General features: G+C 44.8%; 13 protein-coding genes and 1 pseudogene. 10 read left to right on the top strand and 4 right to left on the bottom strand.

Features of this window, described 5'->3' with window-relative positions:
• Positions 1 to 216 precede the first annotated feature (216 nt).
• On the top strand, positions 217 to 3,474 hold the full coding sequence (locus Q0R35_RS07225) for an amino acid adenylation domain-containing protein (RefSeq protein ID WP_295615444.1): 3,258 nt from the start codon (positions 217 to 219) through the stop codon (positions 3,472 to 3,474).
• Positions 3,475 to 3,512: 38 nt separating this feature from the next.
• Here Q0R35_RS07225 and Q0R35_RS07230 read toward each other — a convergent pair whose 3' ends face one another.
• Positions 3,513 to 3,725: a hypothetical protein gene (locus Q0R35_RS07230; RefSeq protein ID WP_295615446.1), complete on the bottom strand. Its 213-nt coding sequence runs from the start codon at positions 3,723 to 3,725 to the stop codon at positions 3,513 to 3,515.
• Between the two features lie 251 nt (positions 3,726 to 3,976).
• On the opposite strand from Q0R35_RS07230, the gene Q0R35_RS07235 reads away from it, so the two are divergent.
• A complete protein-coding gene (locus Q0R35_RS07235; protein WP_295615448.1) occupies positions 3,977 to 8,701 on the top strand; it encodes a non-ribosomal peptide synthetase in 4,725 nt (1,574 codons plus the stop codon).
• Between the two features lie 243 nt (positions 8,702 to 8,944).
• On the top strand, positions 8,945 to 9,514 hold the full coding sequence (locus Q0R35_RS07240; protein WP_295615450.1) for a hypothetical protein: 570 nt from the start codon (positions 8,945 to 8,947) through the stop codon (positions 9,512 to 9,514).
• Here the strand turns inward: Q0R35_RS07240 and Q0R35_RS07245 are convergent.
• A complete protein-coding gene (locus tag Q0R35_RS07245) occupies positions 9,511 to 9,807 on the bottom strand; it encodes a hypothetical protein (protein WP_295615452.1) in 297 nt (98 codons plus the stop codon). The two genes, Q0R35_RS07240 and Q0R35_RS07245, sit on opposite strands and share 4 nt — an antisense overlap.
• A gap of 161 nt (positions 9,808 to 9,968) precedes the next feature.
• Here Q0R35_RS07245 and tilS point away from each other — a divergent pair, with 161 nt between their 5' ends.
• The 6 genes from tilS (at position 9,969) to Q0R35_RS07275 (ending at position 14,122) form a co-directional block, all read left to right on the top strand.
• Positions 9,969 to 10,934, top strand: coding sequence for a tRNA lysidine(34) synthetase TilS (gene tilS, locus Q0R35_RS07250; RefSeq protein WP_295615454.1), 966 nt, complete (start codon positions 9,969 to 9,971; stop codon positions 10,932 to 10,934).
• 391 nt (positions 10,935 to 11,325) lie between these two features.
• The gene (locus Q0R35_RS07255; RefSeq protein WP_295615456.1) at positions 11,326 to 11,559 is read left to right on the top strand and encodes a hypothetical protein; all 234 of its coding nucleotides are present in this window, start codon (positions 11,326 to 11,328) and stop codon (positions 11,557 to 11,559) included.
• A gap of 171 nt (positions 11,560 to 11,730) precedes the next feature.
• Positions 11,731 to 11,823 (top strand): DUF4351 domain-containing protein, encoded by a 93-nt coding sequence (locus Q0R35_RS07260; RefSeq protein WP_295615458.1) that lies wholly within the window; start codon positions 11,731 to 11,733, stop codon positions 11,821 to 11,823.
• An 85-nt stretch (positions 11,824 to 11,908) separates the two neighbouring features.
• Entirely contained in the window at positions 11,909 to 12,214 is a 306-nt protein-coding gene (locus Q0R35_RS07265) for a DUF4365 domain-containing protein (RefSeq protein ID WP_295615491.1), read from the top strand.
• A gap of 285 nt (positions 12,215 to 12,499) precedes the next feature.
• Positions 12,500 to 13,975 (top strand): tetratricopeptide repeat protein, encoded by a 1,476-nt coding sequence (locus tag Q0R35_RS07270; protein WP_295615460.1) that lies wholly within the window; start codon positions 12,500 to 12,502, stop codon positions 13,973 to 13,975.
• Positions 13,976 to 14,122, top strand: a complete 147-nt coding sequence (locus Q0R35_RS07275) for a hypothetical protein (RefSeq protein WP_295615462.1) — start codon at positions 13,976 to 13,978, stop codon at positions 14,120 to 14,122.
• A gap of 226 nt (positions 14,123 to 14,348) precedes the next feature.
• Here Q0R35_RS07275 and Q0R35_RS07280 read toward each other — a convergent pair whose 3' ends face one another.
• Together Q0R35_RS07280 and Q0R35_RS07285 are read right to left on the bottom strand one after the other, a co-directional pair.
• Entirely contained in the window at positions 14,349 to 15,251 is a 903-nt protein-coding gene (locus tag Q0R35_RS07280) for a shikimate dehydrogenase (RefSeq protein WP_295615464.1), read from the bottom strand.
• Between the two features lie 21 nt (positions 15,252 to 15,272).
• Entirely contained in the window at positions 15,273 to 16,493 is a 1,221-nt protein-coding gene (locus Q0R35_RS07285; protein WP_295615466.1) for a M20 family metallopeptidase, read from the bottom strand.
• A gap of 67 nt (positions 16,494 to 16,560) precedes the next feature.
• Here Q0R35_RS07285 and Q0R35_RS19490 point away from each other — a divergent pair.
• Positions 16,561 to 16,686 (top strand): annotated as a pseudogene (locus Q0R35_RS19490) (transcriptional regulator); the annotation flags it as partial.
• Between the last annotated feature and the right edge of the window lie 563 nt (positions 16,687 to 17,249).

Below are 17,249 nucleotides of genomic sequence, written 5' to 3' on the forward strand. Positions count from 1 at the left end.
GGATATTGGCTCCGTTCTCACACCGCCCTGAACTATAAGTTCGGGCTAACAACGAAAGTCCACTGAAGTGGACTGGCAGAAATCTTTCAGTCCACTTCAGTGGACTTTCGCCATTAGCCCCAAATTCATTTGAGGGCGGTGCAGAAGCGGAGCCAATACGGTTCGATTAGTCAGCGATTTCAATCGCACGCAACTCTTAATCCAACAAGAAGCGATATGTTTTCCTCAGAAGTCTTCGTCTTTCCCACATCATTTGCCCAACAGCGGCTATGGTTCCTCGATCGATCGATTCCTGGCAATACTATCTACAATGTACCCACAGCAATTCACCTTACAGGTGCGCTAAATTTAACCGCACTAGAACAGACTTTTAATGAAATCGTCCGTCGTCATGAAACCTTACGCACTACTTTTATAGTGGAGGATGGACAACCCCTACAGGCGATCGCACCCAGCGCAACTATCCCTTTGCATGTATTAGATCTCCAGCAATTAGGCGCGGAAGAGCGAGATGTGAGAACAAAGAGAATTATTAACAACGAGCTACAACATGTCTTCAATCTAGCCTCTGGAACATTATTGCGAGTTACCATCCTCGCCCTGTCCGAAACAGAACATATTTTGTTAATCAATATGCACCACATTATCTGTGATGATTGGTCGCTGGGGATACTGATTCGGGAATTGGGCACGCTGTATACGGCTTTTACCCAAGATCGGTCTTCCCCCCTGTTGGAACTGCCTCTCCAGTACGCCGATTTTGCTCAGTGGCAGCGTGAGTGGCTGCAAGGAGAAGTACTCAATACCCAGTTAGCTTACTGGCGGGAGCAATTAAACGGTATTTCGACGCTGCATTTGCCTACCGACAAACCCAGATTGCCGCTCCAAAACTACCGAGGGGCAACCCAATTTTTAGAGTTACCAAAACTGCTAACCGATCGCTTAAAACAGTTGTCGCAGCAAGCAGGAGTTACCCTATTTATGACGCTGCTGGCTGCATTTAAAACGTTAATTTACCGTTATACACACCAATCGGATATCGCGATCGGTTCGCCAATTGCCAATCGTAATCGTAGCGAAATAGAAGGAATAATTGGCTTTTTTGTCAACACTTTAGTCCTGCGTAGCGATCTAGCTGGAAATCCTACTTTTCGTGAATTATTAGACAGAGTACGAGAGGTAACAGTCGGCGCATATACTCATCAAGATTTACCGTTTGAGAAATTAGTTGAAGAATTACATCCAGAGCGAAGCTTGAGCCATCATCCGCTATTTCAAGTGGTATTTGGTTTCCAGAATGCACCTATGTCCCCACTAGAATTGCCTGGATTAGTACCAAGCTTAATTAATATTGACTATAAAACAACTCGCTTCGATCTGGAACTGCATCTCTGGAAGTGTGGCGAAGATTTTCGTAGCTCAGATGGCGGTAACTGGCAAGATACTGAAGGTCTGCGAGGGATAGTCGTATACAACACAGATTTATTCGAGCCAGCCACGATCGATCGAATGCTAAACCATTTCAAAAATTTATTATTAGGCATTGTCGCAAATCCCGATCGACAAATTGCTAACTTACCATTATTAAGTGAAGTAGAGCTAAGTCGGGTAATGGTGGAATGGAATCATACCCAAGTAGATAAATCTCAATATAAGTGTATCCATCAAATCTTTGAAGCAAGAGTAAGACAATATCCCGATGCGATCGCGCTGAATTTTGCGAGCGATCGCATCACTTATCAAGAATTAAATAGTCGTAGTAATCAACTCGCCCGACATTTACAAAAATTAGGAGTAGGTGCGGAAGTTTTAGTCGGTATTTGTATTCCTCAATCGATCGACACGATCGTGGGATTATTAGCTATTCTCAAAGCGGGCGGAGCTTACGTGCCATTAGACCCCAGCTATCCTCAAGAGCGTCTCAATTTTATGCTTGAAGATGCGCGAGTTGCCGTATTACTGACACAATCGAACTCAATCGATCGGTTTCAAGATTTTGCAAATCCGATTGTTTCGATCGATAATGATTGGGAAATTATCGATCGAGAACAAGCCGATAATCTCCACTGCGATCCAAATAGCGATAATTTAGCCTATGTTATTTATACATCTGGCTCGACAGGTCAGCCTAAGGGAGTAGCCGTAACTCACAAAGCAATAAATCGGCTGGTATGCAATCCAAATTATATCAAATTGGAGCCATGCGATAAAGTCGCCCAAGCTGCAAACATCTCCTTCGATGCAGCGACATTCGAGATATGGGGCGCGTTACTAAATGGTGCCGAACTAGTGGCGATCGATCGAGAGGTAACGCTTTCGCCTAGAGAATTGGCACTACAAATCCGCGATCGACAGATCGATGTTCTATTTTTAACTACCGCCTTATTTCAACAGATTGCTAGAGATGTGCCTCAAGCTTTTGCGACAGTCAAGTATTTACTATTTGGTGGCGAGACTGTCGATGTACGCTGGGTTAATAAGATTATCGAACATGGTGCGTCACAGCATTTAATTCATGTATATGGGCCGACTGAAAATACAACATTTTCTACTTATTACGATCTAAATCTGTCACGATCGATCGCATCTTTACCGATCGGTCGTCCGATTACCAACACCCAAATTTATATATTAGATCCTCATCTACACCCGCTACCGATTGGCGTTACTGGCGAAATCTATCTTGGTGGAGACGGACTGGCACGAGAATACCTCAATCGCCTTGAGTTAACTGCTCAATATTTTATCACCGATCCTTTCAATTGCGATGCAAATACACGTCTTTATAAAACGGGAGATTTCGCTCGTTATTTACCAGATGGTAATATCGAATTTTTAGGTCGCACTGATAATTTAGTAAAAATTCGTGGTTTTCGGATTGAGTTATCAGAAATTGAAGCGGTATTAAATAGACATCCAGCAGTCAGTGAAAATATTGTCATTGTTGCAGAGAATGTGCCCGACGATAAACACTTAGTCGCTTATATCGTACTCGATCGACAACAAATGCCAACGCCAGAAATACACAGCTTTCGGCAATTTCTCAAATCGAAGTTACCAGCATATATGGTGCCAACAGTTTATATGTTTCCAGAATCTTTACCACTCACACCGAATGGAAAAGTCGATCGAGCGGTATTACCAACTCCCGATTTAATGAATTATCACGATCGAGATTATGTGGCACCGCGATCGCAAATTGAAGAGTTACTTACCGAGATTTGGGCGAAAGTATTGGGCAAAGAGCGAATAGGTATCCACGACAATTTTTTTGAATCTGGCGGTCATTCGCTGCTAGCGACTCAATTAATGTCCCGAATTCGCGACACTTTCCAAATAGATTTACCCGTTCGCAATTTGTTTGAATCACCCACGATCGCCCAACTTGCCAGACATATCGATACAATGTGTTGGGCAGCAAGTGTGGATGAAACTGAAACTATAGGACTCGATCGAGAAGAAGTAGAATTTTAATCGATTACTAATTATTGCAGTTGTTATAATCGATCGTATTAGCCATTCGATCTCAATTGCTGAAGTTGCTCTAACGTCAGTCCAGTTGCTTCGGCGATTGTTTCTAGGGGAATATTCTTACGCAGCAAGTTGAGTGCGATCGACTGTTTTTGACGCTCCTCACCTTTGGCTTCACCCTGAAGCTCGCCTTCAAGTTTAGCCTTATTAATTTTAGCTTCGTACAAAGCATCGATTTGTGCCATCGTGTTCATAAAATCTTGCTCCTCTAGAGTTAAAAGTTGTGTAGGGATATCTTTGATGTAAACACAATATTTAATACATGCCAAAATTATGACCGCCTGAGTGTTATCAAACCTTCAGCCCAAGGAATGATTTTTGCACTCTTATAAATATGTTACACTTTCAATCTAGTTGCTAAATTTAGGTAGGATTCACCCGATCGGGCAATCTTGCGAAATCATACCCATCGATAGATTAATAACTGTTGCGAAGGAGTGTAGTGATGCAGACGATCGAATTCTTAGCTTATCTTCGTAGTTTAGATATTCAAGTTTTTATCGAAGGTGAAAAGTTTCGCTGTAACGCTCCTGAAGGGATTCTGACAGCAGAACTCAGAGCAGAAATCCAAGCGCGTAAATCAGAAATTATTGGATGTTTAGCAGCAACTAATCATCCTCATCATCACAACTTTAAACCGTTGGTACCGATTTCGCGATCGAGAAATATGCCGCTATCTTTTGCACAACAACGGTTATGGTTTCTCGATCGATTAATGCCGAATCATCCTTTTTATAATATTCCCCTCGCCCTAAATTTGACAGGCTCGATCGATCTTCGCGCGCTAGAGCAAACTTTCAACGAAATAGTGCGCCGACATGAGGCTTTACGCACCAAGATTGTCATGGAGTCAGGGCAACCAGTTCAGCTAATCCATCCGACTCTAACCATCCCCTTGCCTGTCATCGATTTACAGCAATTACCACCAGCCGAACGCGAAAGCCGAGCCAAACAGCTCACTCTTGAAGCAACTCAACATCCATTCAATCTATCAGCCGAGCCGTTGCTCCGAGTCAAACTGCTGCGATTGGAACAGACGCAATCCATCCTACTGCTGACATTGCACCACATTGTTGCCGATGGGTGGTCGATAGGGGTGCTGATGAACGAAATCGCCTCACTTTACCCAGCATTTGCCAACAATCACCCTTCACCATTGCCGGAATTGCCAATCCAATATGCTGACTTTGCAGACTGGCAACGCCGATCGTTGCAAGGTGATGTTTTAGCAACACAACTCGGCTACTGGCAACAACAATTAGACGGGATTTCGATCCTAAATTTGCCCACTGACAGACCGCGATTAGCTGCTCAAACCTATCAAGGTGCAAGACAACCGTTGCAATTATCCAAAAGTTTGAGCTTGGCACTTTTAGCCCTGGGACAGCAAGAAGGGGTAACTTTATTTATTACTCTGTTAGCAGCATTTCAAGTTTTACTTTACCGATATACACAGCAATCAGATATCGCGATCGGTTCGCCAATTGCTAATCGCAACCGGAGTGAAATTGAAGGGTTAATTGGCTTTTTTGTCAATAGCTTAGTGTTACGTACCGACCTGTCTGGAAACCCAACTTTTCGAGCAGTATTAAGTCGAGTTAAAGATGTAGCTTTAGGAGCCTATGCCCATCAAGATTTACCTTTTGAAAAACTAGTCGAGGAACTACATCCAGAGCGTAATTTGAATCAAAATCCGCTATTTCAAGTGATGTTTGCGCTGCAAAATGCACCGATGATGGCGTTAGAGTTACCCGATCTAACTTTAAATCCGCTACCATTTGAAACGGAAACAACCCGCTTCGATTTGGAGTTGCACTTATGGGAACCAAATACTCGAAATGGATTGTGGGCAGATAGTTCGGAAGGAATTAGTGGTTTTGTAATTTACAGTACCGATTTATTTGATGATGCCACGATCGCCAGGATGCTAGGACACTTTCAAATATTACTAGAAGGGATAGTTACTAATCCAGAACAACAAATCGCCCACTTACCACTTTTGAGCAAATCTGAACTCGATTGTTTATTAGTTAAATGGAATGAAACGCGCTTAGATTATCCTCAAGATAAGTTAGTACATCAGTTATTTGAAAACATCGCCAAGCAGTATCCAGATGCGATTGCACTGGTATCTGAAGACGATCGACTCACTTATCAAGAGTTAAATATTCGCAGCAACAAACTCGCACACTTTCTCACCAAATCTGGAGTAAGAGCCGAAGTTTTAGTTGGACTTTGTGTAGAGCGTTCTTTCGATCTAGTTATCGGCATGTTGGCCATTCTCAAAGCAGGTGGAGCTTATGTCCCGATCGATCCAACCTATCCATCCGAACGTTTGAACCTGATGATTCGAGATGCGAATATCTCAGTGCTATTAACTCATGAATGCTGGCTCAAACGACTGGACAATCGCGATCTACGAGTCATCTGTGTAGATAAAGATCGGGCAAGTATCGATCGAGAACCTGAAGCTAATCTCGATTGTCAAGTTGGATTGAATAATCTTGCTTATGCGATCTATACTTCTGGCTCGACTGGCACTCCTAAAGGCGTAGAAATCGAACATCGAGGATTATTAAATCTCGTATTTTGGCATCAACACGCGTTTGCAGTTTCATCGAGCGATAAAGCAACGCAGATTACTGGGATTAGCTTTGATGCTTGCGGTTGGGAAATTTGGCCGTATCTTATTGCGGGAGCGAGTATTTATTTTGTAAATGATGAAGTTCGGCAAATGCCAGAGCGGTTGAAAGATTGGCTGATTGCAAAGGCGATAACTATTTGCTTTTTGCCAACTCCTTTAGCTGAGAAAATTCTGTTATTAGATTTCCCTGAAAATACCGCTTTACGAATATTGCTTACAGGTGGAGACAAACTAAATAACTATCCTCAAGCCGATCTTCCCTTCCAATTATTTAATAATTATGGGCCGACTGAGAACACAGTCGTGACAACTTCGGGGCGAATTACTGTTGAAGATCGAGATAATTTAGCACCTGCAATCGGTCGAGCGATTGCCAATACACAGGTTTATATTCTAGACAAATATTTACAACCCGTACCTGTCGGTATTTCAGGAGAAATATATATCAGTGGTGATGGATTGGCGCGAGGTTATTTAAACCGTCCTGAATTAACTGCCGAATGCTTTATCGAGCATACTTTTAATAATAACTTAACAGCGCGACTTTATAAAACTGGCGATCTCGCTCGTTATCGAGAAGATGGTAATATTGAATTTTTAGGTCGCACTGACGATCGCGTAAAAATTCGAGGCTATCGGATCGAGTTGGGTGAAATTGAAGCAGTACTAAATCATCATCCCGCAGTACAGCAAGCTGTCGTGCTAATGCGTGAAGAGCTAGGAGAAAAAACTCTGTTAGCTTATGTATCTCCTCGAATAACTTTCAGTACAGAATTAGAAAATAGTCAATCGATTCAGTTGCAAGATGAACAAGTTTTACAATGGCAGATGCTCTATAATGAAACTTACGATCGACCTGTTAATTTCGATCCTAAATTGAATATTGTCGGTTGGAATAGTAGCTATACCGATCGACCTCTACCAGCAAAGCAAGTGTATGAGTGGGTCGATAATCAAGTCGAGCAGATTTTGGCTTTGCAACCCGAACGAGTGTTAGAAATAGGGTGCGGAACGGGTTTAATATTATTTAGAATTGCTCCTCACTGCGATCGATATTGGGGTACTGATTTTTCGCCAGTTTCGATTAACTATATTCAGCAGCAGTTAGCACACCAAGAACTGCCGCAGGTAGAACTATCCGCTCGAATGGCTACCGATTTCGATCGCGTAGCCCCAGCAACTTTTGATACAGTAATTCTCAACTCGGTCGTCCAATATTTTCCAACGATCGATTATCTAATTGATGTCATTGCAGGAGCGATCGAGGTAACTACTCCCGGCGGTCAAATTTTCATCGGCGATGTGCGGAACTTGCCCCTCTTACAAGCTTTTCATACATCAGTGCAACTCGATCGAGCCGAGCCATCCCTTACTTGTTTAGAGTTACAGCAACGGGTACAGATGGAAATATTTCAAGAAACAGAATTAGTCATCGATCCAGCTTTTTTTACGGCTTTACAGCAACGCTTACCACAAATCGATCTCGTCCAAATTCAACTAATGCGGGGTAAATATCATAATGAGTTAACTGCATTTCGTTATAATGTTACCCTTCATATTAGCGACGAAACTATTAGCCGCGAACCTATTAGCGATCGAGAAAATTATCCAGCAATAAACTGGTCGAAAGCTAATCTTAGCATCTCAGCAATACGTCAGTTATTAATTGACGATCGACCGGAAAGATTAAACATTCTCAATGTACCGAATGCGCGGGTAATGTCAGCAGTTAAAACAGTCGCATGGCTAGTAGACGGAGCGGGTTATAAAACCGTCGGTCAAATTCGGAAAGCCTTGCAAGAAATCGAAAACTTGGGAATAGATCCAGCAGATTGGTATGCGATCGATCTACCTTATCGTGTCGATATTACCTGGTCGAATTCTAGTAACGAAGGAGATTATGATGTGATGTTTATCCGCCAAGATCTAGTCACCCAAAAAAATACTTTCTCCCAGCGCACGACTGACGATCGCCCTTGGCAATCTTACGCCAATAACCCTCTCCAAGCCAAAGCCACACAGAAGTTAGTGCCGCAATTGCAAAGTTATCTCGCTCAAAAACTGCCTGAATACATGCTGCCATCAGCTTTTGTAATATTGGAGTCTCTACCGCTCACAGCCAATGGTAAGATCGATCGTCGCGCCCTCAAAGCATTGCACGATCCGATCGAGATGCGATCGGATCGTTACATCGCACCTCGGACTTCGATCGAACGCGCACTTGCGAACATTTTTAGCGAAGTTTTGGGACTCAAACGCGTTGGAATTTACGATAATTTCTTTGAATTAGGCGGTCATTCATTACTTGCTACTCAGCTTGTCTCTAGAGTCCGCGATGCTTTGCAGGTAGAGTTGCCTTTGCGAAGCGTATTTGAAGCATCCACGATCGATCGACTAGCTACAGTGGTGGAAAGCTTGAAGCACAAACCTCATAGTCAAGCTCCAGCATTAGTACCACTATCGCGAGAAAGTCGGCGGATGAAGTTATCTGCCTCGAACGAAGAAAGTAAGGGCTTATCTCTTTAATTGGCACTGGCGACTACATTCGATCGTCCCCCAATTCAATCCACGCCTCATTTACTTTCACCAATTGTATGTTCTTAGTTCGGGCTTGTATCGACGATAATTACGGTAAAGATTTGGTAGCTAGCTCTAAGTAAATGTTGGCTGGAAAAAGATCTGAACAAAATGTGGCCGAATGCGAACTCTGCTAAATCGGCTGGGTACTCTAGTAAACAGAGTAGTACCCCATTTTTCCAAATCTGCACTATGTCAGGAACCATCATTGATGCGCTCGATCGGTTGATGCCGTTGATTATCCATTCGACTTGTCTCAATTCCAAACTCTGGAACTCGCCTCACGAAGAATTACCGTTGCGGGACTATGCACTCAGTTGGGTAATTGTCGATCGCGATGCCAAAGGTTTAGTTGCTTACCAGAATGTCACATCTGAAATGGTCGAAGTTTGGGAAGATGAAGGGATCGATTGGCGACAACGGGCGGTAATCAACCTCAAAGTCGCATCTCAAGAATTGTGGACGCACCAGAAATTACGTGCCGATGGTAGTGTTGTCTGGGCGATTATGATGCATAATGATGGGTTTGGCTCATCGAGAATTTTACTCTCGCCTTATTTAGATAAATACTTTCCTGAAGGCTATTACGTCGCCATTCCCGATCGCAGTATTGGGATTGTGATCCCCCGCGATCTATCGATCGGCGAAATGCAAGAAACTCAAGATTTGCTCGAATCCTGGTACGATACGGCATCCGCACCAATGAGTCCGCATCTATTCGCCCCTGACGATTTAATTCCCGAACATTATCTGTGGAATTAATCGAACTGCGATTGAATTAGCACGACCAGATCGGCAACTGTAATACAGGTACTGTCGGTAAAATCTGCCATGAAATGCATCTCGAAAGTTTCGGATAAGTCGATGTAAATATTGGCGGCTTCGAGATAATATAATAAACTTTTAGCACCAGATTGCTGCTGTCGTCGCTCGGCTAATCGATCGATAAAATTATGAAATTTAAAGTCTAGATCGATCGCCTCTGGATCGATTTCTAAATTTCTGGCGAGGATCGTTCTGACAGTTTCAAATATATCGAGGGTGCCACGTTGCATTAGCTAATTTAGATTGGGTTAACTTGACTCGCACCCATGCGAATAATTTTTCAGGCTTACTACAGTTATAAAAGATGACTGTCACCATTGACATTGGTATAATATCTCAACCTGTTATACTTACTACTAAGTTTACAGCGTAGCAATTAGCTATTCTACTGATGCCTTGGACACCTTTACATAGTCAGCTTCACCAGTGCGCGATCGATCGTCAGTTATTGCCGATTGGTGCCAAAATCTTAATCGCAGTGTCTGGCGGGCAAGATTCGTTATGTCTGGGACAATTACTGCGCGATTTACAATCGCGCTGGCAATGGCAATTAGCAGTAGCTCATTGCGATCATGGCTGGAAACAAGATATCGGTATTGCCGATCGAGTGGCGCAAGTTGCCGCACAATGGCAGTTACCCTTTCATTGTGAAACCACTGCAAATTTACCCGAAACCGAAGCAGCGGCTAGGGAGTGGCGATACCAATCGCTAACTAGAATCGCCCAAACTACCGAGAGTACTCATTTAGTCACCGCTCATACCCAAACCGACAGAGCCGAAACCTTACTCTACAATTTGGTGCGCGGTGCTGGTGCCGATGGCTTGTGTGCCATGTCTTGGCACCGCCAATTGACTCCAGAAATTAGTTTAGTCCGTCCCTTACTCGAAGTAAACCGCACCCAAACAGGTGACTTTTGTCAAGAGTACGAATTACCCGTGTGGTCAGATGCATACAATCAGGATCTCAAATACGCACGCAATCGCTTGCGGCTGGAGATTATGCCGCAACTAGCCGCCGATTTTAATCCTCAAGTCGAGAGTCACTTAGCGCGTACCGCCGAACTCTTGCGCGCCGATGTCGAATATTTAGAATCGTTAGCACGCGACTGGTATCAACAAGCAGTAGACGATCGCAATGTTAGGATCGATCGCACCATCCTGCAATCGCTCGCGCTCTCGCTTCAGCGACGAATCATTCGCCAATTTCTCACCCAAGCTTTAGCTAAAATGCCCACATTCAGCCAGATCGAAGAAACAATCGGTCTAATTTCGGCACCCAATCGCACTCGGACTTCTACATTCAGTCATGGATTAGCAGCCGAAGTTCATGGCAAGTGGATTTTAATCCGAGCTTAATTGTAATTTGCTGACAAAGATCTTGCCACGCCCGATCGACTATTCAATCGGCGAACTTAGCATTAGTTTATGGCAAACTCATGCTGCTTTTTGAACAGCTTTAACGATCGGAGCCGCGATGAAATTCAGATTGAATTTCAGTTTAGGTTACAATACTAATGCCGATCGATTCTCCAATGGAGAGGCTCCGCCAACGATTATATGTCGCAGTTTCCCCACGACCAATTTGCCAAAGATTTACTCGAAAGTTTACTTTCACCATTCGGGACAGTTGAAACCGATTCTCCGTAAGAGACGCTACGCGAACGTAAAATTAGCGGGGAAGTTCGAGAAATCGATGTTTGTTTCTTCCCGCATTCTCAAGTTGCAAATCTCCCCAGCTTAGGTAAACTTGAGCAAATTAGCAGCAACAGGCGTAGCTTTCGATCCGTTTAGGAATCCTGTTAGCGCAGATGAGATTCGCAGTTGTAAGGGCAAATTATTCGATCTCCATGCAGAACTCAACCGCCAATCCAAACGCCAACAACAGCGCAAACAAGATGACTCCTCATTACCCATGCTGTGGATTCTCACACCCACATTAGCAGCCGCTACTTTAGAGAGCTTTGGTGCTAGACAGATGTAGAAGCCTGGGGTGAGGGTGTTTATTTCTTCCCACCAGGGCAAAAAACCGGGATTGTGGTAATCCACCAATTACCACAGACACCCGATACCCTCTGGTTGAGAATCCTCGGCAAACACAAGGTACAACAACGAGCAATCGACGAGATTAATCGACTCGATCCCAATAGCAAAAGTGAGTGAATTGAGTCTCGATCGATTAGAATCTCTCGGTGAAGATCTATTAGATTTTCAGGGGGTTGGAGATCTAGAAAATTGGTTGGGATAATCGACAAAGCCAACGATTTGGAGATCGAATATGAGATAATCTGAGTCCAGCACAAGATCGTCGCATAATATTTCCGCAATAGATAATCGAAGAACTTCTCAGCGTTGCTCACGTTCAAGCCGTCGCTGCTAGAGCTGGAATGAGTATTTCCAACTTCGATAAGGATTTTGGCATTGATGGCACCTTTCGTCAAATTACAGCTATTGGTAATCGGAGATTTACTAGTGGGTATGCGCTAGATTTTCAGCTTAAAGCCTCAATTAATTACTTGATTGAATCAGAATATATCGTTTACGATCTAGAAGCGAAAACTTATAATGATTTAGTCGATCGCGTCTGCGCCTTAGCCAAAAAGTATAAAAACAGACATCGCATCGGCAATTGTAATTAATTAGCTTACAAGCAGGTAGAACCTCAAAACCATTGATATCATGAAGTTGTAGAAGATAGGTTTATAAATGCTAGTTAAGAAATTAGCCGCAATAATCTCGAAAACTCAACAGATTTGTTAAGATCTGACAGATAACATCAATAATTATTTCGCGGTGAGATCCCTAAGCAAAGATAGTGCAGTGGGTAGCTTAGGGAATAAACAATGGCGATCGGATGTTAGTCAATACCGATCCAGCACTACTTACGGCGATCGACGTAACGTTAATTTAAGCTGATTTTAATCATGAAAATTCAACATTCTCGACAAGTCACTTCTAGATGGTGGATCCACCAGATCCCGATTCCACTCACTACCTTGGCGTTATTGGTAGCATCGACATTATTGCCATCAGTACAGGTTGTCGCTAGCGTAAAACCACCAACCGCAGCCACCGAGCGACAAAACGTCAAAAAAGCTCCCAATTCTCAAGCACCCACCACTGCTAGAGAATATTACGATCGAGCGATGCGTCGCTATCAAAGTCAAGATCGCAGTGGTGCAATTGCCGATTTCGATCGCGCGATTCAGTTGCAGCCTAATTTTGTCGATGCGTATAATAATCGGGGCATTATTAAAGGCTTGAATGGCGATAATCCCGGCGCAATTGCCGATTATACTAAAGCGATTAACATCAATCCCAGATTTTTTGAATCTTATGCCAATCGCGGGTTTGCGCGGTTGGGTACTGGAGATAAATCGGGCGCACTTGCCGATCTCCAAGCAGCTAGCGAGATTAAACCCCAAGATCCGCAGTTATTAATCGGGAAAGGCATCTTGTTGGCGCAAAATGGCGATAAGCAAGGTGCGATTGCTAGCTATAACCAGGCGATGCAACTCAAGTCCAACAATGTCGATGCTTATTACAATCGCGGCTTGGCAAAACTCGATCTGGGCGATAAGCAAGGGGCGATCGACGATTATAATACCGCAATTAAGCTACGCCCTAACTATGCAAATGCTTACTTCGGGCGAGCCAAAGCTAAAAATGCGCTCGGCGATTACCAAGGTGCGATTGCCGATTACGATCGGGTAATTCAACTCAAACCCAGTCAATCGAGTGCTTATCTTAACCGGGCGATCGCGAAAAATAACCTGGGTAATACCGCAGGTGCGCTCGGCGATTACGATCGACTCGTCAGTCTCCAGCCAAATGATGCGATCGGCTATTTCAATCGCGCGAACGGACACTCTCAAAGTGGCGACAGAACTAAAGCGATCGCCGATTATACTACAGCGATTAAACTCGATCCACAGCTATCTCAAGCGTACAACAATCGCGGGATTATTTATTTTACCGCTGGCAATACTCAGGCGGCGATCGTCGATTATAGCGCAGCCATTCGACTCAAGCCCAATGATGCTACCGCTTATCTCAATCGGGGGATTGCGTTTTACGTCACTGGCGAATATCCCAAAGCACTGCTAGACTACGATCGCGGCATCGCTCTAGCACCGAATAATGCTGAAATGTACTTCAATCGCGGGATTAGCCAAGCACGACTAAAAAATTATCAGCAAGCATTGACTGACTACAACGCCGCAATTCGCTTGCAACCAAACTACGCCCTCGCATACAGCAATCGCGGGTTGCTTTACGCCCAACTCAAGTCCAATCCGGCTGCGACTGCGGATTTAAACACAGCCGCCAAGTTATTCCAACAGCAAAATAACCCGGCTGGCTATGATTCTGTGATGCGTAAATTGGAGGCAATTAAGTAGTTGACACTTGATATTCGCTCGGTGCGATCGGTGGTTGTGCCTACGGCAGGCTACGCCAACGGCTCCGCTCAACCACCAATCGGACAGAGCGAAGCATCTGCGGGCATAAAGGGCACTGAAAAGAGCCTAAGTGTTGAGATCGAGTGAGACTACAGGGGTGGTTAAAATCGTACTATTAGCTCTATCTTATCGATCTCTTCTTCAGTCATGTGTGATTTGAATCTCTAAATTTGACGATTTCGATCGCAATTTGGGGTAGCTGCTACCTATCAAATTGCCTACGCGGACTAGTTTATTAGTCCGCGTAGGCGGACTAATAAACTACGAGCAGCGGTTAGAAACCGCTGGGGTTTTAGGTGGCAACTTGGGTTGATTAGTGCCTAGTGGCTAAATGTGCGAGTAGAGCCTGATGCATAATTGCCACGGGAGCTGGTTGTTGCAACCATAATTCAAACGCGATCGCTCCCTGATGGACGAGCATTTCCGTACCATCGATCGCGGTAAGTCCTCGCGCTGCGGCTAATTGTAAAAACTTAGTTGGGCGGGGTGTGTAAATCAGATCGTAAGCAATTGCATTAGTTCCCACTTTATCGAAAATTTCGGGAGCGATCGGACTGACATCGAGCTGGGGGTGCATCCCGATCGGCGTACAATTGATAATTAATAAATCCTCGCGATCGATAAAAGTCGGTAATTCATCCCAGAGATGAGTGCTAACAATCACAGATGTGGGCGTATCGCAATTAGTAACTCGCAATTGAATATCCTGCCAACTCGATCGAAACTCCGTTAATTTCGCCAGATCCCTGCCAAATACCTGAATTTTGCCACATCCCAATTGGTGACACCCCGCAACTATCGCCCGCGCCGCACCACCATTTCCCAACACGATCGCCGTCGTTTGACTCCAATCGCGGTTCATTTCCATCAGGGGACTCACAAATCCTGCCACGTCGGTGTTGGTACCTTGCCAGCCTGCGGGGGTATGCCAGATGGCATTTACGGCACCTACAGCCCGCGCCAGGGGGGTAATGTGGGCAAGCAGGGGGATAATTGCCTGCTTGTGGGGAATCGTCACGCTACAGCCGACTACGCCAATGCTGGCAAAGCCATCAATAGCGGTTGCCAAATGTGCTGGCTTGACGAGAAATGGTACATAACAGTAGTCTAAATCCAAACGATCGATCGCCGCGTTATGAATGACTGGCGAAAGTGAATGCGCGATCGGATTGCCGATGACACCTAATAATTTTGTGGTACCAGTAATTTGGGGCATGAGCGTGGGGAATAAAAGTTATTAATTACAGTATTTCTCGACACAACGCACGAACATTTCTACACCTGTAGATAGAGCTGTTTCATCGAAATCAAAACGGGGATGATGATGGGGATAAGCCAACGATCGATCGGGATTTGCCGCACCTAGAAAGAAATAACAACCGGGAACTTTTTGGAGGAAAAAAGCCATATCTTCTCCACCCATCGTTTGACATTCCGGGACGACACCCAACGGCGTTTCGACTAAATCTGTGGCGATCGATCGGACTAAATCGGTAATTTTCGGGTCGTTAATTACAGGTGGATAAAACTTGATATAATCTAGTTGGTAAGTTGCTCCATGACTGGCACAAATTCCGGCGACGATCGCTTCAATGCGTTGATGGAAAAAGTCAGCCAGATCGGGACTAAAATAGCGAACCGTCCCTGATAAACTAGCCGTGTCAGCAATTACATTGCGAGCCTTACCTGCGGTGAATTTACCCACCGTTACCACCGCCGAATCGATCGGATTGACATTGCGCGAAACGATCGTTTGCAACGCACTGACAATTTGACTGGCGACGACGATCGAATCTACAGTTTGGTGCGGCATCGCCCCATGCCCGCCCTTCCCCTGAATCGTCAGATCGAATTGCTCTACTGCCGCCATTAATGCCCCACTCCGCACCCCAATCGTGCCTAATGGTAAGTTATTCCACAAATGCAGCCCGATGATGGCATTAACATCGGGATTAGTAAGGACTCCCGCCTCGATCGTCGGTTTGGCTCCTCCTGGCCCCTCCTCGGCGGGCTGGAAGATGATTTTGACCATCCCCGCAAAGTCGTTTTGATGTCTGGATAAATAGTAGGCAGTCATCAACGCGATCGCGGTATGTCCGTCGTGTCCGCAAGCGTGCATCACGCCGTCGTGCTGCGACTTATACGGCACATCATTAGCCTCCTGAATCGGTAAGGCATCCATGTCCGCCCGAATTGCCAGCGTCTTGAGTCGAAAGCTCGTTTTGCGCCCCTGAATCATCGCCACGATTCCGGTTTGGGCGATGCCAGTTTGATGGGGAATTTGCCATTCTGTCAGTTTACTAGCGATCGCCGCAGCAGTCAGTCGTTCTTTAAATCCGAGTTCGGGCTGCTGGTGAATCTGCCGCCGGAAGGCGACTAGCTGGGGCTGCAAGGCTTGAATTTCCGGTCGAATCTTGTCGGGATCGATCGGCTGAACGGGCGCGTTGGTGGCAAACATGTGGTTGTGGGGAGTGAAATTGCCCTGAGGATTTAAGATTTATTTTAACCCTGCATTTGGTTAGATAACCGTCAGCCATCATCTAAAAGTGATGTATGCTGCTGGGTTGCTCTAAAAAGAGCGGCGGGGGACTTGGATATATTATCGAATTATATCCGCACAGTTAACTGCTCTGCGATCGGTGCTATCTTAAAATCGGCACGATCTTTCTTTCAGCGATGCTGATTTTCGATCCCAACTTCCGTCTCTCTTGAAAAGGTGCTATGGTAGCGGCGTTTTTATGTTTAGGGTTCCACCAAAACGTCGCGCCCCAAGAACGCACTCCCATCTCCCATCTCCAAACTCCCATCTCCAAACTCCCATCTCCAAACTCCCATCTCCGAACTCCCATCTTTATTACTCAAATCGGACAAATTTTAGATATAATGGATGAAAGTAGGTCGTCTGTAATCAAAATGTATTGCTAGCTGTCGGACACAACAGAGTTTATCGCCTTTACTGGCTCAACTAACCAAAATATTCAAGACCTCATGCACTTATATAGTTGGCATCGATTTAGAATCTAGCAGTAATAATGCCCGATGGAGGGCAATAGATCGGTCGATGCTTACTCACTTTCTACTATTTAGATTACTAAAATTCGATCGGGCAAACTCCTCGCGACATCGTGAATCGAGCTTGTCAGGCTCTTAGTAATAAAAGAGGGTAAGCGGCGACCTTTAAGCAGCCCGTTCGATTGTGCGACGTAGGTAATCG

The sequence above is a fragment of the Chamaesiphon sp. GL140_3_metabinner_50 genome, from assembly GCF_025361915.1.
Lineage (GTDB): Bacteria > Cyanobacteriota > Cyanobacteriia > Cyanobacteriales > Chamaesiphonaceae > Chamaesiphon.